Here is a 24,395-nt window from a genome sequence, read left to right as displayed (position 1 = left end):
TTATTCTTTTTCCCAGATCGAATTCATTTCGTAAACATCAATTTTATCAATTCCCAGTTCGCCACCATTGGTGAAAAGTACAACGTCGGTTGCATTTTCGTCGGGGGTAAAACAGTTGCTGATCACTTTTTTGCCATCGTTGGCAAAGATTTCAATGGAGGAGCGGTCGAGTAATATTTCGAGTTTAATTTTATTGCCAACAGGCGGAAGTGGCACGGTACAACCAAGTACGGATAGCGTTTCACGTTTTACATTATAAAGGATTTCTGTTCCGGCCAACTTGTTACTATTGCGAAGCATAAATCCAAAATTGTCGCTTGTTTTCAGGTCGAATTCGCCAATAATGTGCAGGCAATCGCCCGATACCTTTTTTAGTTTGTTGTCGTTAAGTCCGGGAAAAACGTTTTTGTCTTCCAACGAATAATGTTTGCCATGCAATTTTTCGATCTCTGCAACCGGTTTTCGCACCAGTTGATAACCATAGTCAAATTTGGTAACCGATAGTTCGCACGGAAACGACATCTGTCCGTTAAAGGGCATATCGGGAAACTCTCCACCTCGCATCCAGGCAATCTGTATTACGCGGCCATCCGACTCCGGTATATTGCTCCAGGTTTGTGTGGCGTAATAATTTTTCCCCCAATCGCTTTTCATTTTAGCTGTTTCCGGGGTAAACGATTGCCCATCGAAACTACCAATAATATAGCTGCCATCGCCATCAAAAATTACCCATTTGGTTTCATCGGGGCGGTTGGTTACCTGGAATTTTACAAGGTCGGGGCACTCGTAAAAACCTGGAATGTGACTTTGCCACTCCCAGTCAACCAGGTTGGTTGAGGTATAGAACGAAACGCCTTTAGAGCCTTCTTCCTCACTCGTCTTGCGGTAAAGTGCCATTATCCATTTTCCACTTTCTTCGTGCCAGAAAACCTTCGGGTCGCGGGCATCGTCATTTTCATCAAACGCTATTATCGGATTTCCCTCATATTTTTCCCAGTTTCTTCCTTTGTCCGTACTATAGGCAATACGCTGGCCGCAATGCTGGCTGGTGTAAAAAGCAACCAGTGTTTTATTGTTCCCGCTTTGTTTACCAAGCAGGTTGTTTTCATCAACAATTGCCGAACCCGAATAGGCGGTGCATTTTTCTTTATCAGTTGAACCTTCATCGGGGTAAAGTGCAATCGGAAGTGCTTGCCAGTTTAACAAATCCGTGCTTACCGTGTGCCCCCAATGCATGTATCCCCATTCGTTTCCTTTTGGGTTATATTGGTAAAACATGTGGTATTCATTTTCGTAAAAAACCAGCCCGTTTGGATCGTTATGCCAGTTTTTTTTCGGCGTAAAATGGAATTGTGGGCGGTAAAGTTCGTCGTAAAGTTTTTGCTCCTTTTTTTGCGCCGGAAGACTAATGAGCAGAGCAATAGAGAGTAAGGTTGTTGATAAAAAGTTCATAAAAAATCGGATCTTAAATTTTGTTATCGAGCTAAACTTATGAAAAAAAATTTGGTTTAATTAAATTAATTCCTACATTTACATCCACAAACCCATAAATATAGAACCGTTCTTTGACTGGCGCTTTTGATTTTCAACACAACATCAATCATCAGATTAAAAATCAAAAGTTGAATTTTTTGCGTTAAGAAACCTTTGTTATAGGGTGGATGTTTTGTGGAAGTAAATTACAAACCCACCGTTTTGTATTCTTATAGTGTGTATAAAACGGATTTTTACTTACTCAACTTTTACTTGCTCTTGCATACGTTTCATGAAAGATTTTGCCGGTATCAAATGAATGTTTCATTATTTATAAGAAAGAAGATAGAACCTAATTTAAGTTGTAATGAAACCAAATCAATTAATTTTTGAGGACGCTGTAATCAACAAAAAAAATTTATTTACTGATCGCATTTAAGCGAATTTTATTGGTGTGAAATTGCGGTTTCAACAAACCCAATGATTTACATAACAAACCCGGTAAATCATATATGGAACCAAAATATCTAATAGACAATAAGGTACGGGAAAAGATTTCGATCGAAAATTGCGGAGTACAAAAGTATGAGAACTTTGTGGGCAAACAATAGACAAACGGTCTAAGAAAAGTAAACCCATCTTCTCAGCAAAACATCCCGATTTCGGATCCCGATCTAAGGATTTAATAAAATCATCAGCTTTTCACCGGTAAGATTTTGGTCAATCTGTGGTCAATCAATCAGCAACAATAATTAGGGTACTCTATTAAAAGTCAGGTTCTTTATAGTGAATATTTGACAGGACAATATAGAAGTCGTTTTCCAAGAAGATTAAGTTCTTTGTTTACTGAAAAAAAGTCTTAGGGAATAAGCAAGGTGGTGTTACAAACCCACTATTTCAATACTAAACAAACCCAATTGAAATAGGTTCACCAAAATGTAAGTTTCCTAAAAACATGCCGATTAACCTTTGCGCGAAGAAGATTTAGGCATGACAATTTTACAAACCCTAATTTAAATTGTAATGAGACATTTAGTTATTACCGCCCTGGTATTAGTTGGCGCTTTTTGTGCCAGGGCCGAGCAATCCGATCAGGAAAGGATCAAAAAAATCAATGCCCCGATCAACATTGCTTCTGAAGACAGTAAAAAATCATTTATCGCACCCCATGAAACAAACTTAAAATCCGGATCGGTATTAAATTCCGACTTCCAGGTGGAGTTTGTGAACTTTCCTGAAAATGCAAAACCTGCATTTTTATACGCTGTATCAATTTACGAAAACCTGATTTCGTCGCCCGTGCCGGTTAAAGTACGTGCAACCTGGAAAGGGGTGGGAAATAATGTGTTGGCGAGTAGTGCACCAGGAAGTATGTACCGGAATTTTAAAGGTGCACAACAAAGTAATGTATATTACCCGGTAGCATTGGCGGAAAAACTTGCCGAAAAAGAATTGAACGGAACGGAAGCTGATATCGAGTGTGCGTTTAACAGCTCAATCAACTGGTATTTGGGTATCAATGGCGATTGTCCATCAAACGAGTACGATTTTGTAACCGTGGTGTTGCACGAGTTGGTACATGGTTTGGGATTTGTTGGTTTTTTCGATGTAGAAAACAACCAGGGAATTATTGATAACACTGCCAATGCTCCAAGTATTTACGATGTATTTGTTTATAATCAGCTAAACGAGCAAATTGCTGATGAAAATCTTTTTTCTCGCCCTTCGGCTACACTTGCAGAACAATTGCTTTCGAATAATCTTGTGTTGAAAAACCAGGGTAATTCCGAATCTGTAAAAGTATATGCTCCGCAAAGCTGGAACATTGGAACAAGTATTTACCATTACCCCGAGAATGAATTTAGCCAGGGAGATGCCAACGCGCTGATGACTCCTTTTATTTGCAGGGGAGAAGCCATTCATTATCCGGGTGATAAAACAATGGATATTCTGGCCCAAATGGGATGGAAGTCGGTTAGTTTTGATGGTTACGAGATTAAAGATTTTGAAGAGCCATGTGAAAAACTTCCGGTTTTTGTTGAGGTTGGAGGCGAAATGGATGTTGATCAATCATCTGTAAAAATCAATTTCTCAACCGATAACTTCGCAACATCGCAGACGGTAAGTCTTACTTACAATAGTAATACAAATCAGTTTGAAGGTGACTTGCCGCTGAATAATGCACAAGGTAAAATATATTATTACTACGAAGCAAAAACTACAGGAAATGTAGTGTACAGTTACCCGGAACGTGCACCCGAGCAAAAGCTTAGTTTCCGCATTGGGGAAGATTATTATCCTCCGGTTTTGCAACATAACCCTGAGAAACTTGTAAACGCCGATAGCCCGGTAATGAACTTTGCAGCCGTTGCAAGCGATAATGTTGGAGTAAACAGAGTTGAGGTTCAATACCGTATTAACGGACAAGATCAAGAGCCCTTCATCTTGTCAAAAGCCGGGGCAGATAATTACGCCGGTAAACTCGAATTTCCAACACAATTATTTAGCGACGATGTGGTTGAGTACCGCATAGTAGCTATCGACAATACCTCGCGCGAGAACCAGCGCCGTATGCCAGCCAGTGGTTATTATAACGTTTCAGTATTTGAAACTAAAGAAGCTTTAGCCGGTTACTTTAATAATTTTGATTCGCCAAATACCGATTTCGAAATTTCTGATTTTGAAGTAACCTTACCGGCCGGTTTCTCAAGTGGTAACCTACACACCATAAATCCATACCCTGAATCACAGGCTGATAATCAAAAATATAACCTGCTCGCCCAGTTAAAATATCCGATTGTTCTTGAAGAAAATGGTCTGATGAGTTTTGATGAGGTAGTTTTAGTAGAACCGGGTGTAGAAGGAACTGTTTATACTGAAGATCAGTTTTGGGATTTTGTAATCGTTGAGGCAAGTAAAAACAATGGAAAAAGCTGGTTGCCTATAACAGATGGTTACGACTCGAGTGTTGATGATCTTTGGAGTTCGCAGTTCACAGGTTCGTTAAAAAGTGCGGTGTCGCAAGCTGCCGGAGCAGAAAACATGTTCCTGAAACAAACCATAAACTTAACCGACAACACCGGTTTTGAAGCAGGCGACACCGTAATTTTTCGCTTTCGTTTGGCATCAGATAAAGCCACAACCGGATGGGGATGGGCAATCGATAATTTGTCAATACAGCAAGTTACTACCGATGTTAACGAAGAGCTGGCTGCCAACGAGGTAAGCATTTATCCAAATCCGTTTAAAAGCAGCATCTATATCGATGGATTCCGTTCAAAGACGGCAGACGATGTAGAAATAACAATTACCGACTTATACGGAAAAACAGTGCATCGCGAAACACTTTACAATGCAGCGTATTCCGGCAAAATTAAAATCGATCTCCCTAATGTAGCTCCCGGAGTTTACATGGCAAGTATCTCTGATAATTATTTAAATACTATTACTCAAAAAATCATAAAAAATTAGAACTATGGAAACTTTATTAATGATCGCATTTATTGCTGCATTCGCAGGGTTAGTAACGTCTTTAGTGGTGTTGTACAAATTACTAACAGAGAAAAAAGCGCAAAGGTTAGAATATTAGATGATTGGTATTACGACCTTAAATTAGGTAATGCCGGAATGAAAATTCCGGCATTTTTTTTGCATCACATCCAACTTATATGAACTTTTTGTTGTCCATGTTCTTTTAAATGTGAAAATTTACTGCCCTAAAAATGTTATTAAAAGAGTAAAATGAGCAAGTATTATACATTGTTAAGTTTGTTGATTCTTGTAGCGCTATCCTCAGGTGCACAAATGAAGAGTTACAATCAAAGCATAAAAATTCCACCACCGGTTTGTTACGGTTCCGGCGAAGTTGAAAGGGCTCGGATTGGGCCGCCTGCGGAATTCCTACTGAAATCGGCCGGAGCAGCAAAAGCAGAAATAATTGTAGACTATAACGGGTTTACACCAGAAGCGCAGGTGGCGTTCGCCTATGCTGTTAGCATTTGGGAAACGATTATTGAATCGGATATGCCAATTCGGATGCAAGCCAACTGGAAGAACAATTTGGAAACGAATGTTCTGGGTAGTTGTGGACCTGAAACCTATTACAAAAATTTCAAAGATGCTCCTTTTAAAGGTCGGTATTACCCGGTTGCCATAGCCGAAAAAATAGCCAAAAGAGAAATGAACGGAGAGAGCCGTTACGATATGATCGCCAATTTTAACAGCAACGTTGATTGGTACTACGGTACTGATATGAATTGTCCGGATACCCTTTACGATCTGGTTACTGTTGTAATGCACGAAATTGGTCACGGGCTTGGTTTCACCGGATTCTTTTTTGTCGATGATGCGGAGTCGCAAGGGGCCTATGGTTATTACGAATTTGGTGATGCCACTTCTTTTGATTTGCTGGTAGAGCAAGGTGCTGCAGATGGCGAACAACTTGTAAATACATCATTTTTTGAGAATAAAAGTGCCGAACTTTTGAGTGCGCTACAATCAAGGAATCTGTATGCAAATAGTCCGATTGCAATGGAGCGTAACAGGGGAAATAAGCCCAAGCTTTATGCTCCCGAATTTTTCGATGATGGTTCAAGTGTATATCACCTTAATGATAACACGTATCCGAATGGAAATGACAATTCATTGATGACTCATGCGATTGGCATGGCGGAAGCCATTCATGATCCGGGGCCACTTACTCGTGGAATAATGGACGATATTGGCTGGCGAAATATATTTATTCGTTTCAATCAGGTAAAAGATATTGAGGAGATAAAACCACTGGTTTTCAGCGGGTGGTTTGAAAGTGATTACGGTGTAAAAGCCGCCACGCCGAAACTCATTTATTCATTAGACGAATTTGTAACCCATTCCGACACTCTTGAATTAATTGATATGGAAGGCGACGGAACGTACTCTGTAACTTATACTCCCGAAGCCGGTACCGATAAAATTTCTTATTATATTGAAGTTCAGGATACCATGAATCGTATGAGGACCGATCCTGCATTGGCGCCAACTGAATTCTATACTGTGCATGTTGGTCCCGATACCGAAAAACCAGTTATTGCTCATGATGAAATTGATTATTTCCTCTTGATAAATGAAGAGCAGCAACTATCTGCGAATATCAGCGACAATCTTGGTGTTGATACTGCGTACGTTCAATATTCTATCAATGGAGAAGCACAGGAACCCTTTGCATTAAAACGAGATTTTGATGATCGGTATATTGGCAATTTCCCATTCGATCTGAACACTCTGAAAGACGGAGATGAAATTACCTATGCAATATATGCTGTTGACGGAGCAAGCAGTCCGAATAGTGCAAGATTACCCGAAATACAAAAGATATCTTTCTCATTTAAAGTTGAAGAAATATTTGAGCCGGTTAGTTATTACAGTAATAACTTTAATCAGGAGACCCCTGATTTTGTAATTTCTGACTTTGATATTTATACGGCCGAGTTTTTTAACGATGGGGCGTTGCATAGTGTACATCCATATCCGGCTCCAAATAAAGATAACGAAGACCTGGAATTTTCTACTTTTCTGAAAAGGCCTGTGGTGTTAAAAGAAGGTGGGATCATGACTTTCGATGAAGTTGTTCTTATAGAACCCGGAGCGCAGCTATCGACTTATGGTGATAGCGATTTTTTCGACTATGTTATTGTTGAAGGAAGCAAAGATTTAGGTCGTAAGTGGTATCCGCTGGCCGACGGTTATGATTCTTCATCACAAAATACATGGCTAACCAACTATAATAGTGGAATCCCAACTGGCGAACAGGATTCAGAAACCTTGGGAAAGGCTGAATGGTTTGTAACCCGTACGATTACGCTAACCGATAACGATTATTGTGCGGCCGGTGATACTATTCTTATTCGTTTCCGGTTATATTCCGACCCTTTCGCAGCAGGCTGGGGATGGGCAATCGATAATTTGGAGATTCAACGACCCGTGTCGGCCAATATTACTTTGTTATCGCCGGGAGAGATTCTCGTTTATCCAAACCCGTTTACCGATAATGTTACGGTAAAAATTTCAGCTGTTCAACAGGAGTCGCAAATCCAAATCGATGTTTATAACGCTGTGGGGCAAAAAATATATGTTACACAAGAGCAGGGAGTAATTGGCACCTATTCGCATGAAATTGATTTTTCGCGATACGGAAATGGAATGTTCCTCGTAAAAGTGAGCCAAAACGGGCAAACCGTGCTTACGAAAAAGTTAATTAAAAACTAAATTTCGAATATTAGCTTTAAAATTCGGAGTAAAAACATGATAAAAATTTCATTTCAAAAATATATCTCTATATTTGTTGACAGAAATTAAAGAAATGACAACAAAATTTAACAATAACTATTTCTACTTTTATTTTTATTATGGTTCTGAAAACGGGGTCAGGAAGTAGGGTATTGTCTAAATTAAAGATATTTTACAGAAAGGTCTCGAAAAAATTCGGGACCTTTTTTTTTGGATAAAAATGAATTAAACAAAACTGAATATACAAATGAAAACAACAGTAATAGGACTTGGATTAATTGGGGGGTCGATTGCCCGCGATTTGCGAAAATCGGACTTTGCCACCGAATTAATCGGGGTTGATGCCAGTGAAGAAAATGCTGCCAAAGCCTTGGAAATTGGATTGGTCGACCGGATTGAAACGCTGGAAGACGGGGTGAGAGATACCGACCTGGTTATTATTGCCATTCCGGTAAACAAGGAGCTTGAGGTTTTGCCACGAGTGTTGGATACCATTAGCAGCGGAACAACGGTAACCGATATGGGATCGACAAAAAAAGTGATTGTTGATTTGGTGGCCAATCACAAACGACGTAAAAACTTTGTTCCGGGGCACCCCATGTCGGGAACGGAGGACTCAGGACCAACAGCAGCTTTGGAAGGCCTGTTTAAAGGCAAAATTGCCATTCTGTGCGACCAGGAGGATTCAGGCCCGCAGCATGTGGCTTTAATTGAAAAAATGTTTCAGGTGCTGGGAATGGATATTGCTTATATGACATCGGATGAACAGGACCACAGCACCGCTTTTGTGTCGCATTTGCCCCACGCAGCCGCCTATGCGCTGGCCAATGCGGTTCAGGCAAAAGAGGATCGTAAAATCATTTTCGATCTAGCAAGTGGAGGATTTCGTTCAACGGTTCGTTTGGCAAAGAGTTCGGCTACGATGTGGCACCCGATTTTTCAACAAAATCGCGAATATGTTGTTGAATCGCTGAACGTGTACATCAAACATCTTATTGAATTCCGCGATTGTATGAAAAACGAGGAGGATGATAAAATGCTCGATCTGATTAACAATGCAAATAAAATCCGTGGAATTCTTGAAGGTAAGAATCCGCATTTTCTGAAGAATGAAGAGAAATTGACAAAACTTTATACGAAATAATCATGACTTTAAAATTAGACATTAATCCGATTAAAGCGTGGATGCCAAATATCGACAATCCATTGCTTATTTCAGGGCCATGTAGCCTTGAAACGGAAGAACAAACCATGGAAACCGCCCGTTTGCTGGCAAAAGACAAACGCGTATTTGTTTTTCGTGGTGGGGTTTGGAAACCCAGAACACGCCCGGGATCATTCGAAGGCGTTGGATCGATCGGTTTAAAATGGCTGCAGCAGGTAAAAGAAGAAACCGGTTTGCCGGTGGGAACTGAGGTAGCCAACGCACAACACACCGAAGAGGCTTTAAAAGCCGGACTTGATGTATTGTGGATTGGAGCACGTTCTACTGCCAGCCCATTTGTGGTGCAGGAAATTGCCGATGTAGTAAAAGGAACGGACACTGTTGTAATGATTAAAAACCCGGTGAATCCTGATGTGCAACTTTGGATGGGGGCAGTTGAGCGAATCCACCAGGCAGGTGTCAAAAACATCGTGGGAATACACCGTGGTTTTACGCCATTCCGCGAAACAAAATACCGTAACTACCCCAACTGGAAAACCTTTATTGAGTTAAAGCGATTGCTGCCGAATTTACCTGTAATCTGCGATCCGAGCCACATTGCCGGAACACGCGAATACCTTTTCGAAATTTCGCAGAAAGCTTTTGATATGGGAATGGAAGGCTTGATGATCGAATCACACCGCGATCCGTCGTGTGCTTTGAGTGATGCCGGTCAGCAACTTACTCCTGCCGATCTTGGAAAAATGCTTGATAAATTGGTGATTCGTTATGAGAATGCGAGCAATCCTGAATTCGACAATCAACTGGATGTGTTGCGTAACCGAATTGATGCAATTGATGCAGAGTTATTGGAAACACTGGCTTCGCGTGTGCAGATTGTTAAACAAATTGGCGAGTATAAACGCGACAATAACGTTACAGCACTGCAGATAAACCGCTGGACTCAGTTGATGGAAAATCGCGTAAAGCTTGGACAAAGTATGGACATAAATGAAACCTTTGTGAAAATACTTTTTCAGTTGATTCACGAAGATTCGGTACGTATGCAAACCGAAATTATGGACCAGGAATAAAATTCTATTGGAAAAATGATAGAAAGCCTCGGGAGATTTTTCGGGGCTTTTTTATGCTTTTTTGTTTTCTACTTCAGCACACGAACTGACCAGCTTGTAAAGAGCCTTCTTCATGGCTTTATCAATCTGCACAAACTTTGGCAGTTCCTTGCCAATAAAAATGAAGAAAACGGCCATTTGCTGCTCATCTGCAAGCAGCGGAAGCATTTGTTTGTTCAAACGGTAAGCTTCCCGCATCAGGCGTTTAATGCGGTTTCGTTTTACAGCTCGTTTAAATATTTTTTTACTTACCGTAAAACCAGCCTGAACGGGAACAGGTTGAGGCAGCTTAGTTACCTTGTAAACGACTTTTATTGGAAACGCTAAAAACGACTCGCCCTCAGCAAAAAGTTTATCGATAACCTTTTTGCTGCACAAACGCTCCACTTTTTTAAGTGTGTAGGATGTTGGCGATTCTATTTTTTCTTTTGCTTCCATAAAAAAGTAAAGGCCATACGTCATATGACGGACGGCCTTTCAAAAGTATATATTTTTCTATTTAATTCTTGTTGCTCTTCTTGATGTATTGTTCAAGAGCCATAGTCATCGAAGGAGCCTGTGCTGTCGGAGCCTGAATATCCAGTCTTAATCCGGCTTCTTCTACTGCTTTTGCTGTTGACGGACCAAAACATGCTATGCGTGTTGAATTTTGCTCAAAGTCGGGGAAGTTCTGGAACAGCGACTTGATTCCCGATGGGCTGAAAAATACAAGCACATCATATTTTATATCTGCCAAATCCGATAAATCGGCACTAACGGTGCGGTACAAAATTGCTTTCGTATAGGTGTAGCCGCCTTTGTCTAACAGGGTTGGGATTTCCTGTTTGTGAATATCCGAAAGTGGCACAAGGAATTTTTCATCTTTGTGTTTTTTCATCACATTCACCAAATCGGCGAATCTACCATCGGCATAAAATATTTTACGCTTACGGTACACAATATACTTTTGAAGATAGAAAGCAGTTGCTTCAGAAATACAGAAATATTTCATCGAATCAGGCACTGTGATGCGCAATTCCTGTGCAATTCTGAAAAAATGGTCGATAGCAGTACGGCTGGTAAATATTACCGCAGTATGCTCAAGTATCTGCGTTCGTGTTTGGCGGAATTCCTTGGCAGGAACTCCCTCAACTTGAATGAAGGGTCTGAAGTCGATTTTCAGGCCATTCTTTTCAGCCAACTCAAAATACGGTGATTTTGCTGTACTTGGCTCCGGTTGTGAAACTAAAATGCTCTTGACTTTCAAATTTTTATGCTTTTAATGAGACTTTCCCCCTTCTTATTCAAACAACAACTTTATAAATTAAAAGCAAGGGTAAAATTTCAAGGGTACAAAGGTACAAAAACAGATAAAATAAAGAAAATTGTTTTTTCAATAATATTATTGCACCCCTTCTTAGTAATATTAGATTAAAAAGAAGGAGAATAATTAGTCCTAAAATAGCTATAAATACAGGGGTTTTAAGCGGCGCAAATTGAATTAAAATTACCACCGGTAAAAAAACTAAACTGAGCGAACGGTTAAAATTATCGTAGCTAAACAGATATTCCCGGGTTTCATTTTGCGTTTCAAACATCAATCCTAATGTTAAATAGATAACTTTTTTGCCAAAAAAGTAGAGTAAAGAACTCCCGAAAATTAAGGCTAACAATGCTGGCGTTAATGCTGTGTTTTGGTATTTAAACAAATTTAAACACTGAAAAAGAAAAATGGGGAAGATGATATAAAAAATGGCCTCAAGACGAAATGCCGCATGAAAAACAGGGTAATTCTTATCGTTGAGCATACGCGTTGAAGTGGCATTGTTGAATAGCGATAAAAAAAGTTGCTTAATATATTTGGCATACGAATACCGGATGCTGGCAAATAGGGCAATGGCAACAAAAATAATAATGGTTAACCAGTCGTGCCCCGGATATTGGCGCTCACGGTTGGGTAAAACCAGGGAGTTTTGTTCAAGTTGAGTGCTTTGCATTTCTGCCTGTTGTCGTGGAGCCATGTAGTCAGAGCTCTGCACTTCTTGTTTCTTTCGTTTGGGAGTGTAGTTGACTGGTGCCGTTGTGCTTGTTTTTTCAACGTTTTGGGGCACTTCAGCACTTGCGTTATATGCTGCAGTAGTATCCTGGTAATATGTATAATTTGCCCCCATAGTTCTGAATGGCGCAAAGATACCAAAATATTAGGATGAGAACTTAATCATCCAAAAGAACAAGTGGGCTTTTTTATAAAAAACAGCGGAGTAATTTTTGTTAATTTGTAAGGCATAAAACAAAAAATGGAAGCAAAGATTTACATAGCCCCTTTACAGGGTTTCACCGACTATGTGTACCGGGCGTCGTACGCACAGGTGTTCAAGACTGTTGATGCTTATTTTATCCCTTATATTTCGGTGAAAAACAATGTGTTGCCGAATAAATATACGCGCGAGCTACTTCCGGAGAATAACACCCAAAGCAGGGTCGTTCCTCAAATTCTGGCAAAAGATGCCGCTGAGTTTGAATTGCTGGAAAATGTATTGGTCGGGCAAGGTTATTCAGAATTTAACCTAAATCTGGGATGTCCGTACCCGATGGTCACCAACCGGGGAAAAGGTTCCGGGCTCTTACCTTTTCCGGAAAAGATTTATAAAATACTTGATCATTTTTTCCGCCAGGAAGAAGGAGAACTCTCTGTAAAATTAAGAGCCGGGTTTAAATCACCAGAGGAGATAAAAGACGTTATAAACGTATTGAACCAGTTTCCGTTAAAAGAAGTAATTCTCCATGCGCGGTTGGCCGGACAGTTGTATTCGGGTGAAATTGATGAAAACGCATTTTCTTATGCAACACAAAATCTAAAACACAAACTGGTTTACAACGGCGATATCTTTTCGAAACAGGATTTTATTGACAAACAAAACAAATTTCCGGGCATAAATACCTGGATGCTGGGACGCGGAGTTTTAATGAATCCCTTGTTGCCACACGAAATAAAAGGTATTGATATTTCGGATAAAGAACGTACCGATTTGTTGTCTATATTTCATCAATCCATGTTGGAGCATTATCTTGAAATTATGGATAACGAAGGTAATGCACTGAATAAAATGAAACAGTTCTGGAGTTATTTTGCGTATTGTTTTCCAAACCAAAAAAAGGTGATGAAACACATTAAAAAGGTAAAAGCCCTCAATAGATACAATCCGACTGTAAAATCAATATTTAACGAAATTAATAGCTGAGACTTCGACTTCGCTCAGTCTGACAGTTTTGGTCATGTTGAGCGTAGTCGAAACAATCGTTGCAGAAACTGAATGCTAATGCGCATCCAGCCAGTTATCGGCGGCGTTGCTTTCAACCGTTAACTGAACGCCAATATCCACAGCATTCTCCATTTCTGTTTTCACCAACGAACGTACCGTTTCCAGTTCCGGTTTGTACACATCAAAGTTCAATTCATCATGCACCTGTAAAATCATCTTCGATTGCAGGTTCTGCTCCTCCATTTTGTTATGGATATTGATCATCGCAATTTTAATGATATCGGCCGCAGAACCCTGAATCGGCGCATTCACTGCATTTCGTTCGGCCATACCGCGAACTACTGCATTAGCCGAATTAATATCGTTTAAATAGCGTCGTCGGCCTTTTATGGTTTCAACAAAACCCTGCTCGCGGGCCAGGTGAATTTGTTTGTCCATAAAAGCTTTAATCTTCGGAAAATTCTCGAAATAGCCATCAATCAAATCCTTCGCTTCAGTTCTTGGAATATTTAAACGCTGCGACAATCCAAATGCCGAAATACCGTATATAATTCCAAAGTTGGCCGTTTTAGCTTTACGACGCATGTCTGAATCAACTTCGCTTTCCGGAATCTGGTAGATTTTTGCCGCGGTAATGGAGTGAATATCTTTTCCTTCGTTAAAAGCGCGCTGCATTTCTTCGTCGCCACTTAGCGCTGCCATAATCCGCAACTCAATCTGCGAGTAGTCAGCAGAAAAGAATGTATGCTCATCATCCGACGGAATAAAAGCTTTGCGAATTTCGCGGCCCGCAGCATCGCGGATCGGAATATTCTGCAGGTTCGGATTAACTGAACTTAAACGTCCGGTGGCAGCAATGGCCTGGTTGTAAGAAGTATGAATCTTGCCGGTTTTCGGATTTACCAATTGTGGTAAAGCCTCAACGTAAGTCGATAACAGCTTTTTCAATCCACGGAAATCCAATACTTTCTGAACGATCGGGTGTTTGTCGACCAAACGAATCAAAACCTCCTCGGAAGTTGAGTATTGTTTAGTTTTGGTCTTTTTGGCGTTGGTATCAATTTTTAGCTTCTCAAAAAGAATGGGGCCCAATTGTTTGGGCGACGAAACGTTAAATTCTTCGCCGCCCAGTTCTATAATTTCCTTTTCCAGTTCAATGATCTGCTGGCGTAAAACGATGGCAGATTTATTTAACTCGTCTGAATTTAATTTTACACCCGCACTTTCCATTTTTGCGAGCACCGGCACCAGTGGCATTTCAAGTGTTTCGAAAAGTTCGCGTACCCCGGCTTTATCCAGTTCCGGGTCCAAAGCATTTTTTAATTGCAGCGTCAGGTCGGCATCTTCGCAGGCATAATCGCGTAACTTTTCGGTTGTTACCGAGCGCATGGTTACCTGGTTTTTCCCTTTTTTGCCGATCAGGTTTTCAGTCGGAACTTTTTCATAGTTAAGATACTGTAAACACAACTGGTCGAGGTTGTGTTTCATTTCGGGCTGAATGAGGTAATGCGCCAGCATAGTATCGTAAAGTGGCCCTTTCACCTCCAGGTTATAATTCTTCAGAATAAGAATGTCGTATTTAATATTTTGCCCGATTTTGGTAATATTCGTATCCGCAAAAATTTCGCGGAACTCATCCATTACCTTTTGCGCTTCCTCCCGGTTGTTGGGAATAGTAACACAATAAGCTTCGTGCTCCCTAAACGCAAACGACATACAAACGATCTCGGCCGTTTGCGTATCCAACCCGGTGGTTTCGGTATCAAAACAAAATTCCTTTTGCGCCGAAAGTTCGGCCCGCAGACTGGCGCGTTGCAGTTCGTTTTCAACCACGTAATACTGGTGCGGAACTGAGTCGATATTTTCTTTTGTGGAAGGAACTTCGGTTACAACTTCCTCAGGAGCACCAAAAAGTGTTCCCTGCATGGCCGGTTGGGCAGGGGCACTGCTCAGGTTTAAGCGCGAAATCAGTGTTTTAAATTCCAGTTCGTTAAACAGTTTTACCAGTTCCTCTTTGTTGAGCTCGTCTTTCTGCAGCTGCTTAAGATCAAATTCTACCGGCGCATCGGTAACAATGGTTGCCAGCACTTTTGATAGGCGCACCTGCTCTTCGTTTTCAATAATACGTTCTTTTTGTTTGCCTTTTAGCCTATCGGTGTTTTTGTACAGTTCTTCAATGCTTCCGTAATCGGCAATCAATTTTTGTGCTGTTTTTGGTCCAATGCCGGGGCATCCGGGGATATTATCTGCCGAGTCGCCCATCAATCCAAGAATGTCAATTACCTGGTCGGCAGTTTCAATACCAAAGTTTTCCTGTACTTCCGGCAATCCCCAAATCTCAACATCGCCACCGCCTTTCCCGGGTTTATACATAAAAACCTTATCCGAAACCAGCTGTGCATAATCTTTATCAGGCGTCATCATATAAGTGGTGAAACCTTCTTTTTCTGCTTTTTTTGCCAGTGTTCCGATAACATCGTCGGCTTCGTAACCTGCTTTTTCAATAATGGGGATGTTAAAAGCCTCAATAATTTTACGAATGTATGGAATCGATTTACGCAGGTCTTCCGGCATTTCGTCGCGGTTGGCCTTGTATTCCTTAAACATTTCGTGCCTGAAAGTTGGCGCCGACACATCAAAAACCACAGCGAGATACTCCGGATCTTCTTTTTCCATTAACTGCACAATGGTGTTGGTAACCCCCAGCATTGCCGAGGTATTTACACCTTTTGAGTTAAACCTTGGATTGCGGATAAATGCGAAATAACTGCGGTAAATCAGTGCGAAAGCGTCTAAAAGAAAAAGTTTTTGCTGTTTGTTTTCAGCCATAATATTAATTTTCAGGATACGAACTATTTATTGTCTTCTGCAAACCATTCGGCATACGATGTTGCCGTTTCGTAAAGACGAATACTATACAAAGAAACATCTTCGGGCAGTTCTTGTTGAAGAACGCCGGCAAAATATACACACATATTTTCCGATGTGGGTTGGAAATCGTGAACGATCAGTCGCTCGGTAGCTTTCAATAGGTGCTTCTGGTTTTTATCGGCGTAAATCCTGCTTACCACCAAACTGTGGTCGTACACATTTACGATCTTATCTTTTACCAGTTTTTTGAGCTTCCCAAAGTCAATCACCATCCCGTCTTTCGGGTGTCCTTTCTCCTCCCTTATTTCACCAAGTAAAGTCACTTCCATGTTGTAGGTATGCCCGTGAATATTGCGGCACAAGCCATCGTAATTGTGCAGTACGTGGCCCATTTCAAAATGGAACTTCTTGGTAACTCTTATCTTCGCCATTCATGTATAAATTTAAAGTCGTGAAATTACGGTTTTTATCCGACGAATTGGATGAACATTTAAAATTACGCAACTTTTTTATCCTTGAAATCATCTATATGAAAAGAAACAGAATGGATATTTTGAAAAAGATTTTCATACTATTTGTGGTGCTGTTTGCGGTTTTTTCGTGCACAGATGATGAGGAATCAAACGTCTTCGATTTGGGAGAAGAGAAACAATTCCGGGTTCATGAATTTTATTCAGATTTCAGTGAATCGCTTGTTTTTGAAATCTCTGCTATTTCCGATTCGCGCTGCCCAACAGGAGTAGTTTGTATTTGGGCAGGAGAAGCTCGTGTTGAGATTGCGATATCCAGCCCGGAAATTGATACGCTGGAGTTGAGTACGCATGATCAACGCACGGCAACATCGGGTGATTATACTTTCGAATTAATTGATGTAACTCCTTACCCGGATATTAATGCGGATACGAAAGTTGAAGATTATCGGATTAAAATGAAAATTCTCAGGTAGCCTGCATAAAAAGGTGTTCTGCCAATATCTTCAGGCCAATGGCAATTAAAATTATTCCGCCAATAATAAGCGATTGATGGCTTCTTCTGGCCGAGATGTTTTTCCCGAATAACATGCCCAACATGGCTGCAATAAAAGTTACCGAACCAATAACCAAAACCGGAAAAAGAATAGGGATTTCAAGAAACCCAAAACTTAGCCCGACAACCAGTGCATCAATACTGGTGGCTATCGAAAGACCAATTAATACGCTGATTTTAAAGGGATCGAAGTTCTTAAGAGTGCCATCTTCTTTTATACCTTCCACAATCATTTTTCCACCAATTAATGCCAGCAATCCAAAAGCGATCCAATGATCTACCGACGCGATCAGGTCTTTAAGTGCTTCGCCAATCAGCCAGCCAATAACCGGAAAACTTGCCTGAAAAAATGCCAGTGACGCAGCAACCAATGTCGCCTGTTTAAATTTGATCTCTCGTTTCATCAAACCACACGACACAGAAACTGCAAAGGAATCGAAACTCAAGCCAATACCGAGAAGTAAAAAGGTTATGAATTTTGCTGTAGTCATTGGTGCCGCAAAAATAATAAAATTAGTTTTCTGCATACTTTGAATTTAAGCATGAAAATTATTCGACTATTTTTTTTTGAAAATGTTTGTTATAAAACTGAAAGCCACTCGTCCAATATAACAGATGACCACTGAAGAGTTTAAAAATACGGTGATTCCATATTCCGTAAAGCTGTACCCGATGTTGTTTCGGATTCTCAGAAATGAGGAAGAAACACGCGATGCCTTGCAGGAATTGATGCTCAGGTTATGGAACCGGAAGGATGAGCTGGTAAAGTGCACTAACCAGTCGGCTTACATCGTAACCATGGCGCGAAATTACAGTTTTGATCTGCTGAAAAAGAATAAGCCGCAGGCGATTGAGGAGAAGCATGAATACCTGATTTTGAATATGGAAGCCGATGGAACAGATTCTGACACAATTGAACGATACGAAAAGGTAAAACAGGTGATTAAAGATTTGCCTGAGAAATACAGAACGGTTATTGAGTTTCGCGACATTGATGGCTTTTCGTTTGAGGAGATCAAAGAAATAACCGGTTATGAAGTGGCCAACCTGCGGGTGATTCTCTCGCGGGCCAGGCAAAAAGTAAAAGAAGAGGTTGAAAAAATTTACGATTATGACACATCAGGAAAATATGCTCGACAAATATTATAAAGGCGAAACTTCACTGGAGGAGGAAAAAGAGCTGAAAACCGCCGTTTCAGAAAGTAAAACAAAAAGTGCGGAGAAGGATATTTTTTCTTTTTATGAAAAAGAAGCTAAGGTTCCGGAAGGATTGGAGGACGATCTTTTTGCCGGAATCGAAAAGCAGACAGTTAAGAAGAAAAGCATTCGAATGCGACTTTACTCGGTTGTTTCAGCCGCTGCCGTAGTGCTGATTGTATTAACTGTTTTTCTTGATGTAAGAAATAAAAAGCAGACACAGTTGGAGGACCAGTTTTTTGTAATGGAACAAGCCTTGTTCCAGGTGTCGGAAAGTTTGCAGCCCGAACCGGAACCTGACGATATGCTTGTTCTTTGGGTAGATGATGATGTGGAAATTATTATAAACTGACAGCGATTTTTTAGTGGTTATTTAAATGCGAATCCCAAAACAGAAGAGTGAGTTTAAAAGGAAAAAGAATCAATTAAAAAAGAAAGGAATATGAAAAAATTAGTAGTATTTGTGTTAATGATTGGAATTTGTTTTCCGGTATTGGCACAGCAGTTTCAGAGCCTGTTTGAGCAGTTAACAGAAAAATATGCCAACCAGGATGGTTTTAGCGCCAGCATGTTAAGCAGAGATATGTTCGATCTGTACCTGAAAAAGAAAAATATAGATGAAGACTCGGAACTGGCAGAAGCGCTGGAAAGTCTGGATAATATTTTAGTGATCAGCCAAAATAGATTTGGATCGGCAGAAGCTGCTTTTTTTGATGGCGATAAGCCTGCAAAAAAGGAAAAATCAGGAGAGCCTGAATTATTTGAGGATATAATAAAACATTACAAACAAAATGGTTATTCGCTATTGAAAACTGAAAAGCGCATGGGCGAAGAAGTAAAAGTTTATCTTCAACGAAATGATGGATTAGTAACGGCACTTGCTTTAATTACCAACTCAAGTCGGTCTACCAGTTTGGTTGAACTGGATGGCGATATTGACCTGTCAACAGTGGCCGACCTGAATAAAGCTTTAAACCTGCGCGGATTAGAGAATCTGTATAAAATTGATAATTCGTCGCCAGGTTATTTTGCAGGACCTGGAAACTTTCCTGGTTTTGAATTTGATGAGGCCCGACTGGCCGAAATTGAAGCCCGGGCACGTGAGATGGCCGAAAAAGCAAGCCTGTCTGAAGAGCAAATAGCCAAAATTGAGCAGCAGGCGCAAATGCAATTCGAGAAGCAAAGGGAAATGGCAGAGAAGCAAAGGGAAATGGCAGAAAAATACGGCCGGCAACCAATCTTCTTAACCACACCGGGTGACACCAGTACGGTTTATTACATCGATGGTAAAAAAGTAAAAAGCGACAAGGTGAAGGAATTATTGAAAAATAATGAGGTTGAACAAATCGAGAAAACAAATGAAGACGGAATAACAGTAATTAAGATAAAAACAAAAAAGGCGCTCGAATAAGCGCCTTTTTCTTTTCTGTATATAATTTTTTATTTCTGTACGTGTACATCCATTTGCGGGAAAGGAATATTGAGACCTTCCTTATCGAATGTTTTGTAAACTTTCTCTTGAAGATCGAAATAAATGCCCCAGTAATTGGCGGCTTCAGCCCACACACGAACCACTAAATTTACCGAGCTGTCGGCCAGTTCGCTAACTGCAATAAAAGGTTCGGCCGGATCATTTATAATTCTTTCGTCAGCTTTTATCAGTTTCATTAAAACTTCTTTCGCTTTATCTACATCATCGCCGTAAGCAATACCAAAAGTAAAGTCAACACGACGTTTGGCTTCGGTCGAGAAATTGATCATAGATCCGGTAGATAATCCGCCGTTTGGTATGATAATCGTTTTGTTGTCAGGTGTTTTAAGTATTGTGTTAAAGATCTGGATCTCGCTCACAGTTCCTGAATGTCCCTGGGCACTAATATAGTTTCCAACTTTAAAAGGTTTGAAAATGAGGATCATTACCCCTCCTGCGAAATTTGATAAAGTGCCCGAAAAAGCCATACCGATGGCCAAACCGGCAGCACCAAGAATTGCAATAAAAGAGGTCATCTGAACGCCCATCATTCCAATAACAGCGATCCAAAGCATAGCTTTTAAGCCAATCCCGACCAGGCTGTTTAGAAAGCCCCGAAGTGAGGGATCTACATTTTGTTTTTCAAAACGACTACGAATCGCTCTTCTAAGAATAGAGATAATCCATAAACCAACAATAAGTGTAACGATTGCACCGATTAGTTTGGGGCCATAGAACATTACTAAATCGTAAATTTGTTCTGATAAATTGTTTACTTCTTCCATTTTGTTTGGTCATTTAAATTTGTATGTAAGATACAAATTTCATCTGAAAAGTTCAAATAAAAAAGGGACTCAAATTTATTGAATCCCTTTTTCTTTCATTTCTGTTTCCAATGTCTAATTTCTCGAAAAAACCAATGCTCCACGTAAGTACAGGAGCGTATCGTTTACATTCGAGAAACTATTTAGCTCGTCATCATTTATTCGTATGTTGAAGATGCGTTCTAAATAGTGAATAAAAATTGTCCAATCAATGTTGTCGAAATTCAGATCCTCATAAAACGAGGCGGTTAAACAGATGTTATCTCTGGTAACACCCGTTTTACGCAACACCCGGTAGAGGTTTCTTCGTAGCGACTTTTCTGTAACTGTTTCTGTCTCCATTGTTATTGTTTAAAATTCGAACAAATGAATTTACGGGTCAAATATATAAATTATCAACGAGTTCGTTATACTTTATGGCTAACAATCTGCATCATAACCATTGTTTTACATTAATACCGACATGAAAATTGGGTGAAAGTTGCAACTAATCTGCAATTTCGTGTTTGAGTTTGCTGTAAATTTTAAGATTTACATAGCCGGTGTTGTGGTGTTCGCCCTGGCGTTCAGTGCCTTCGTAGACGAATCCAAGTTTTTGTGGAATTTTCTCACTCTGTAAATTTTCTTCCGCCACTTTAATCTGTATGCGATTCATTTTTTGTTTCTGAAAGGCAAAACGGACAAGTTTTTCAACACAGGCCGTAATAATTCCTTTTCCCTGCATTTCTTCGGCCAGCCAATAGCCGATTTCGGTTTTGCGGTTTACCCAATCCGTGTCTTTAAAACCTATCAATCCGGCAAATTCTTCATTGTACCAAATGGTGAAAATCAGGTCGCTTTTATTGCTGCTTCGGGAGATGCTGTCAATAAATGCCTGCGTGTCTTCAATTTTGCTGGTGTGCTGCACAAACGGGAGCCATTTTTTCAGGTATTCGCGATCGCGGTCAATGGCTTGAAAAACAATTTCTGCCATCGACGAATTAATCAGTTCGAGCCTGATTTTATGGTTTACCCTAATGTGTTCCATCGTTGAGTTTATTTAAATCGAACAGAAAAACCTGCTGATTGTGACTTCTTGTTTTTTCGCACGATACCAAAATGCTGTCGTTGTTTAAAAAACAGATTCCTTCGGTTTGGGCACCATCAATTCCTTCCAGTTTTATATGTCGGCTTTTTCCTTCAAAAAATTGGTCTCCCGGAAAGTCGGAAAACAGCCAGATATAAGACTTGTAGTTTACGTAGCCTACCAGCGCCAGTGTTTTATTATCGGGGCTAATATCGGCTCCGGTTACCAGGCATTTTATAGTAAACGTATCGGTAGGGGTTATTTCGTATTCGCCCTTTTTTGTGGGCAGTTCGTACTGCCAGGTAGTTCCGTCGCGCCAGTTTTTGCTAAAAAGGTAGAGTTTGCTCTTAAAAGCCACCATCGCCTCGCAATCGTATGGGGTAGTTTTATCTAAAAACGAGAAGCGATTTTGTTGGGCATATTTGAAATTAATTTCTTTCACATCAACTTTTTGCTCTTCATTGTCCGAAATGTCCTTTTTATCAATTTTGTAAATGAGCAGATTGTTGCGGTTGCCCAGGTTGTTCCCAAAATCACCGATAAAAATCTTTTCATCGGTTTGTGTTATCGATTCCCAGTCCCTGTTTTTGGCGTTGTCGAGCTCAATTTCGTACTTTATTTTCCCCGATTTATTAAAACCATACAGCTCGTTTTTGCCACCGCTGTCGTTAAATCCCCAAAAATGATCGTTGAAAATCATCAGTCCCGAAATCTCGTTTAATTTATCTGCAACATCAGGAATATATTTTTCGGCCTGCAATAGTACAATTGGGTTGTCTGTCTTCTTCCGGGGGCTTGAACAGGAAAAAAACACGAACATTAAAAGAAGGCAGGAGTGAATGTTTATCATCTTTTTATCTTTACGGGAATTTTGTAATGTTAAAATAAGAAAATTATATAGGAATGAAGAAACGAGCATGTAAGAATTTTACACAATGGAAGAGGATTATAAGCGAGTTCCCTGAGTTACCATTGAGAATTGACAATAGTAAACGAATGAAATTAATTGTTTTAATATTAATTGCTTTTGTAGGCGCAGGAATTTCGTGTAGCAATGCCAAACAGAGCAACGAACATAACCTGGTTGTTATTTCAACAGATTTTGGCGAAATAAAATTGAAATTGTACGACGATACACCGGAGCACAAACAGAATTTTCTAAAACTGATTGACGAAGGTTATTACGATGGATTGCTGTTTCATCGCGTTATGGAAAATTTTATGATACAGGGAGGCGATCCGGATTCGAAAGATGCAGCGCCCGGCAAACGTTTGGGAGGCGGAAATCCGGGATATACCATTCCGGCAGAAATTCTACCGCAGCATTTTCATAAAAAAGGAGTTTTGGCAGCAGCGCGCCGTGGCGGCCCGTCGAATCCTGAAAAACGATCGAGCGGCTCACAGTTCTACATTGTGCATGGCGAAGTTTTTACACCCGGGAAACTCGACACCATGGAAATGATGCTGAACAGCCGCGCCAAGAATGAATTTATGCAGGAAAAATTTGCCGAAGAAAAACCGAAGTTAGACGAATACCGAAAAAATAACGATCAGGATGGTTTTAATATTTTTATTGCTGAACTGCGTGCAGCTGCCGATAGTGCCTGGACTGAGCAACCAAAATTTTCGTTTACCGACGAGCAACGTGAGGCCTACACTACCATTGGCGGCTATCCATCGTTAGATGGAGATTACACTGTTTTTGGCGAGGTTGTTGAGGGATTGGATGTTTTGGATAAGATTGCGGCCGTTGAAACGGATCAGTACGACCGGCCGAATACGGATATAAAAATGGAAATAAAAAGCACAAAGTAGTTTATGTTTAGAACCGGATTGTTAATTGTATTTGTTTGTTTATTAGGTGTTTCATCTTTTGCTCAGTCGCGTGTTGTAGAGATTTCGACCAATTACGGCGATATGCGTTTCCGGCTTTACGACGACACGCCGAAACACCAAAAGGCATTTATCGAACTGGCCAACGAAGGTTATTACGATGGCACTTTGTTTTACCGTGTTATCGAAGATTTTCTGATTCAGGGAGGTTCAAAAAGCTCGAGAAATGTACCCCCAGGAAAACGCATTGGTTATGGCGATCCGGACAAAACCGTTGACGACGAAATTCTGAAGCATTATTTCCATAAAAAGGGATCGCTTTGTGCACCCCGCCAGCCCGATGAGGTAAACCCGTTTAAGCAGTCGGATATTTCACAGTTTTTTATAGTAAAAGGAAGCGTGCATACCAGTGGTGCTTTGGACACCATGGAAATGGCGGTGAATGTTCCTATCCGGAAGAAAATTGTAGAGAGGTATATGACGCCTGAAGTCCGGGAGCAGCTGAAACAGTTGAAAGAAGAAAAAAAGGTGAAAGAGTTTCGGGAATTGGCCGGCGAAATAAAAGACGACATTGAAACGGATTATAATCTTGATCCTAATACGCTTGAATTTTCTGAAGCGCAGCGCAAAGCTTATACTACCGTTGGAGGTTATCCCGAGCTGGACGGGAAATACACCATTTTTGGCGAATGCATTTCGGGATTTGATGTGATTGATAAAATTGCAGCTCTAAAAACCGATAGCAATAACCGGCCGTATAATGATGTGAAAATCAAAGTGAATGTGATTAAGTAGTGTTATGGTAAAACGAATTCTTTTCATATTACTGGCAGTTGTTTTTTTGAGTT

The 24,395-nt window shown here is 40.4% G+C and carries 22 protein-coding genes; 11 read left to right on the top strand and 11 right to left on the bottom strand.

Annotated features, from left to right (window positions below):
- The gene (locus ABZB17_RS02095) at positions 1–1,452 is read right to left on the bottom strand and encodes a glycoside hydrolase family 32 protein (protein ID WP_372647834.1); all 1,452 of its coding nucleotides are present in this window, start codon (positions 1,450–1,452) and stop codon (positions 1–3) included.
- 1,044 nt (positions 1,453–2,496) lie between these two features.
- Between ABZB17_RS02095 and ABZB17_RS02090 the strand changes: the two genes are divergently transcribed.
- The 4 genes from ABZB17_RS02090 to ABZB17_RS02075 all read left to right on the top strand — a co-directional run bounded on the left by ABZB17_RS02090 (position 2,497) and on the right by ABZB17_RS02075 (position 9,978).
- The gene (locus tag ABZB17_RS02090) at positions 2,497–4,944 is read left to right on the top strand and encodes a T9SS type A sorting domain-containing protein (protein ID WP_372647832.1); all 2,448 of its coding nucleotides are present in this window, start codon (positions 2,497–2,499) and stop codon (positions 4,942–4,944) included.
- A gap of 270 nt (positions 4,945–5,214) precedes the next feature.
- Entirely contained in the window at positions 5,215–7,719 is a 2,505-nt protein-coding gene (locus tag ABZB17_RS02085) for a T9SS type A sorting domain-containing protein (protein ID WP_372647830.1), read from the top strand.
- Positions 7,720–7,987: 268 nt separating this feature from the next.
- Complete coding sequence (locus ABZB17_RS02080; protein ID WP_372647828.1) at positions 7,988–8,884, top strand: prephenate dehydrogenase; 897 nt, start codon at positions 7,988–7,990, stop codon at positions 8,882–8,884.
- 2 nt (positions 8,885–8,886) lie between these two features.
- Complete coding sequence (locus ABZB17_RS02075; protein WP_372647826.1) at positions 8,887–9,978, top strand: chorismate mutase; 1,092 nt, start codon at positions 8,887–8,889, stop codon at positions 9,976–9,978.
- A 51-nt stretch (positions 9,979–10,029) separates the two neighbouring features.
- Here ABZB17_RS02075 and rnpA read toward each other — a convergent pair whose 3' ends face one another.
- Genes rnpA through ABZB17_RS02060 form a run of 3 tightly spaced genes read right to left on the bottom strand, consistent with a single transcriptional unit; the run spans position 10,030 to position 12,167 of the window.
- Positions 10,030–10,479, bottom strand: coding sequence for a ribonuclease P protein component (rnpA, locus tag ABZB17_RS02070; RefSeq protein ID WP_372647824.1), 450 nt, complete (start codon positions 10,477–10,479; stop codon positions 10,030–10,032).
- Positions 10,480–10,516: 37 nt separating this feature from the next.
- A complete protein-coding gene (locus ABZB17_RS02065) occupies positions 10,517–11,263 on the bottom strand; it encodes a uroporphyrinogen-III synthase (RefSeq protein ID WP_045031296.1) in 747 nt (248 codons plus the stop codon).
- A 37-nt stretch (positions 11,264–11,300) separates the two neighbouring features.
- The gene (locus tag ABZB17_RS02060; RefSeq protein WP_372647822.1) at positions 11,301–12,167 is read right to left on the bottom strand and encodes a DUF4271 domain-containing protein; all 867 of its coding nucleotides are present in this window, start codon (positions 12,165–12,167) and stop codon (positions 11,301–11,303) included.
- Between the two features lie 126 nt (positions 12,168–12,293).
- On the opposite strand from ABZB17_RS02060, the gene ABZB17_RS02055 reads away from it, so the two are divergent.
- On the top strand, positions 12,294–13,238 hold the full coding sequence (locus tag ABZB17_RS02055) for a tRNA dihydrouridine synthase (protein ID WP_372647821.1): 945 nt from the start codon (positions 12,294–12,296) through the stop codon (positions 13,236–13,238).
- Between the two features lie 75 nt (positions 13,239–13,313).
- On the opposite strand, the gene polA is transcribed toward ABZB17_RS02055, so the two are convergent.
- Positions 13,314–16,088 carry a DNA polymerase I gene (polA, locus tag ABZB17_RS02050; protein ID WP_372647819.1) on the bottom strand — a complete coding sequence of 925 codons (2,775 nt, stop codon included), beginning with the start codon at positions 16,086–16,088 and terminating at the stop codon, positions 13,314–13,316.
- Positions 16,089–16,111: 23 nt separating this feature from the next.
- A complete protein-coding gene (gene queD / locus ABZB17_RS02045) occupies positions 16,112–16,561 on the bottom strand; it encodes a 6-carboxytetrahydropterin synthase QueD (protein ID WP_372647817.1) in 450 nt (149 codons plus the stop codon).
- A 98-nt stretch (positions 16,562–16,659) separates the two neighbouring features.
- Here queD and ABZB17_RS02040 point away from each other — a divergent pair, with 98 nt between their 5' ends.
- Positions 16,660–17,076 (top strand): hypothetical protein, encoded by a 417-nt coding sequence (locus ABZB17_RS02040; protein WP_372647815.1) that lies wholly within the window; start codon positions 16,660–16,662, stop codon positions 17,074–17,076.
- Here the strand turns inward: ABZB17_RS02040 and ABZB17_RS02035 are convergent.
- A complete protein-coding gene (locus ABZB17_RS02035; protein WP_372647813.1) occupies positions 17,069–17,683 on the bottom strand; it encodes a manganese efflux pump MntP family protein in 615 nt (204 codons plus the stop codon). The two genes, ABZB17_RS02040 and ABZB17_RS02035, sit on opposite strands and share 8 nt — an antisense overlap.
- Before the next feature lie 88 nt (positions 17,684–17,771).
- Between ABZB17_RS02035 and ABZB17_RS02030 the strand changes: the two genes are divergently transcribed.
- From ABZB17_RS02030 to ABZB17_RS02020, 3 genes are all read left to right on the top strand, one after another.
- Positions 17,772–18,305 (top strand): RNA polymerase sigma factor, encoded by a 534-nt coding sequence (locus ABZB17_RS02030; RefSeq protein ID WP_372647812.1) that lies wholly within the window; start codon positions 17,772–17,774, stop codon positions 18,303–18,305.
- The gene (locus tag ABZB17_RS02025; protein WP_372647811.1) at positions 18,268–18,705 is read left to right on the top strand and encodes a hypothetical protein; all 438 of its coding nucleotides are present in this window, start codon (positions 18,268–18,270) and stop codon (positions 18,703–18,705) included. The genes ABZB17_RS02030 and ABZB17_RS02025 overlap by 38 nt, the downstream gene beginning before the upstream one ends.
- Positions 18,706–18,795: 90 nt before the next feature.
- Positions 18,796–19,764, top strand: coding sequence for a DUF4252 domain-containing protein (locus ABZB17_RS02020; RefSeq protein ID WP_372647809.1), 969 nt, complete (start codon positions 18,796–18,798; stop codon positions 19,762–19,764).
- Positions 19,765–19,793: 29 nt separating this feature from the next.
- Here the strand turns inward: ABZB17_RS02020 and ABZB17_RS02015 are convergent, their stop codons facing one another.
- The 4 genes from ABZB17_RS02015 to ABZB17_RS02000 all read right to left on the bottom strand — a co-directional run bounded on the left by ABZB17_RS02015 (position 19,794) and on the right by ABZB17_RS02000 (position 22,564).
- Positions 19,794–20,609 (bottom strand): mechanosensitive ion channel family protein, encoded by an 816-nt coding sequence (locus tag ABZB17_RS02015; protein WP_372647807.1) that lies wholly within the window; start codon positions 20,607–20,609, stop codon positions 19,794–19,796.
- Between the two features lie 114 nt (positions 20,610–20,723).
- Complete coding sequence (locus ABZB17_RS02010) at positions 20,724–20,990, bottom strand: acyl carrier protein (RefSeq protein WP_372647805.1); 267 nt, start codon at positions 20,988–20,990, stop codon at positions 20,724–20,726.
- Between the two features lie 145 nt (positions 20,991–21,135).
- Positions 21,136–21,675, bottom strand: coding sequence for a GNAT family N-acetyltransferase (locus tag ABZB17_RS02005; RefSeq protein ID WP_372647803.1), 540 nt, complete (start codon positions 21,673–21,675; stop codon positions 21,136–21,138).
- Positions 21,662–22,564 carry a hypothetical protein gene (locus tag ABZB17_RS02000; RefSeq protein WP_372647801.1) on the bottom strand — a complete coding sequence of 301 codons (903 nt, stop codon included), beginning with the start codon at positions 22,562–22,564 and terminating at the stop codon, positions 21,662–21,664. The genes ABZB17_RS02005 and ABZB17_RS02000 overlap by 14 nt, the downstream gene beginning before the upstream one ends.
- A gap of 53 nt (positions 22,565–22,617) precedes the next feature.
- Here ABZB17_RS02000 and ABZB17_RS01995 point away from each other — a divergent pair, with 53 nt between their 5' ends.
- Both ABZB17_RS01995 and ABZB17_RS01990 read left to right on the top strand, forming a co-directional pair.
- Entirely contained in the window at positions 22,618–23,529 is a 912-nt protein-coding gene (locus tag ABZB17_RS01995) for a peptidylprolyl isomerase (RefSeq protein WP_372647800.1), read from the top strand.
- Positions 23,530–23,532: 3 nt separating this feature from the next.
- Positions 23,533–24,342, top strand: a complete 810-nt coding sequence (locus tag ABZB17_RS01990) for a peptidylprolyl isomerase (protein ID WP_372647798.1) — start codon at positions 23,533–23,535, stop codon at positions 24,340–24,342.
- Positions 24,343–24,395 lie beyond the last annotated feature (53 nt).

This window comes from Draconibacterium sp. (genome assembly GCF_041583095.1).
GTDB lineage: Bacteria > Bacteroidota > Bacteroidia > Bacteroidales > Prolixibacteraceae > Draconibacterium.
Note: the sequence above shows the minus strand (reverse complement) of the source record. Positions and strands in the feature narration are given on the sequence as shown.

What these genes read in the sequence shown, in the direction of transcription:
- ABZB17_RS02025 (WP_372647811.1), top strand. Translation starts at nt 18,268, where the DNA reads ATGACACATCAGGAAAATATGCTCGACAAATATTATAAAGGCGAAACT.
- ABZB17_RS02010 (WP_372647805.1), bottom strand. Translation starts at nt 20,990, where the DNA reads ATGGAGACAGAAACAGTTACAGAAAAGTCGCTACGAAGAAACCTCTAC.
- polA (WP_372647819.1), bottom strand. Translation starts at nt 16,088, where the DNA reads ATGGCTGAAAACAAACAGCAAAAACTTTTTCTTTTAGACGCTTTCGCA.
- ABZB17_RS02055 (WP_372647821.1), top strand. Translation starts at nt 12,294, where the DNA reads ATGGAAGCAAAGATTTACATAGCCCCTTTACAGGGTTTCACCGACTAT.
- ABZB17_RS02005 (WP_372647803.1), bottom strand. Translation starts at nt 21,675, where the DNA reads ATGGAACACATTAGGGTAAACCATAAAATCAGGCTCGAACTGATTAAT.
- ABZB17_RS02015 (WP_372647807.1), bottom strand. Translation starts at nt 20,609, where the DNA reads ATGGAAGAAGTAAACAATTTATCAGAACAAATTTACGATTTAGTAATG.
- queD (WP_372647817.1), bottom strand. Translation starts at nt 16,561, where the DNA reads ATGGCGAAGATAAGAGTTACCAAGAAGTTCCATTTTGAAATGGGCCAC.
- ABZB17_RS02095 (WP_372647834.1), bottom strand. Translation starts at nt 1,452, where the DNA reads ATGAACTTTTTATCAACAACCTTACTCTCTATTGCTCTGCTCATTAGT.
- ABZB17_RS02060 (WP_372647822.1), bottom strand. Translation starts at nt 12,167, where the DNA reads ATGGGGGCAAATTATACATATTACCAGGATACTACTGCAGCATATAAC.
- ABZB17_RS02030 (WP_372647812.1), top strand. Translation starts at nt 17,772, where the DNA reads ATGACCACTGAAGAGTTTAAAAATACGGTGATTCCATATTCCGTAAAG.
- ABZB17_RS02000 (WP_372647801.1), bottom strand. Translation starts at nt 22,564, where the DNA reads ATGATAAACATTCACTCCTGCCTTCTTTTAATGTTCGTGTTTTTTTCC.
- ABZB17_RS02020 (WP_372647809.1), top strand. Translation starts at nt 18,796, where the DNA reads ATGAAAAAATTAGTAGTATTTGTGTTAATGATTGGAATTTGTTTTCCG.
- ABZB17_RS01990 (WP_372647798.1), top strand. Translation starts at nt 23,533, where the DNA reads ATGTTTAGAACCGGATTGTTAATTGTATTTGTTTGTTTATTAGGTGTT.
- ABZB17_RS02085 (WP_372647830.1), top strand. Translation starts at nt 5,215, where the DNA reads ATGAGCAAGTATTATACATTGTTAAGTTTGTTGATTCTTGTAGCGCTA.
- ABZB17_RS02075 (WP_372647826.1), top strand. Translation starts at nt 8,887, where the DNA reads ATGACTTTAAAATTAGACATTAATCCGATTAAAGCGTGGATGCCAAAT.
- rnpA (WP_372647824.1), bottom strand. Translation starts at nt 10,479, where the DNA reads ATGACGTATGGCCTTTACTTTTTTATGGAAGCAAAAGAAAAAATAGAA.
- ABZB17_RS02035 (WP_372647813.1), bottom strand. Translation starts at nt 17,683, where the DNA reads ATGCAGAAAACTAATTTTATTATTTTTGCGGCACCAATGACTACAGCA.
- ABZB17_RS02090 (WP_372647832.1), top strand. Translation starts at nt 2,497, where the DNA reads ATGAGACATTTAGTTATTACCGCCCTGGTATTAGTTGGCGCTTTTTGT.
- ABZB17_RS02080 (WP_372647828.1), top strand. Translation starts at nt 7,988, where the DNA reads ATGAAAACAACAGTAATAGGACTTGGATTAATTGGGGGGTCGATTGCC.
- ABZB17_RS02040 (WP_372647815.1), top strand. Translation starts at nt 16,660, where the DNA reads ATGAAAAGAAACAGAATGGATATTTTGAAAAAGATTTTCATACTATTT.
- ABZB17_RS01995 (WP_372647800.1), top strand. Translation starts at nt 22,618, where the DNA reads ATGAAGAAACGAGCATGTAAGAATTTTACACAATGGAAGAGGATTATA.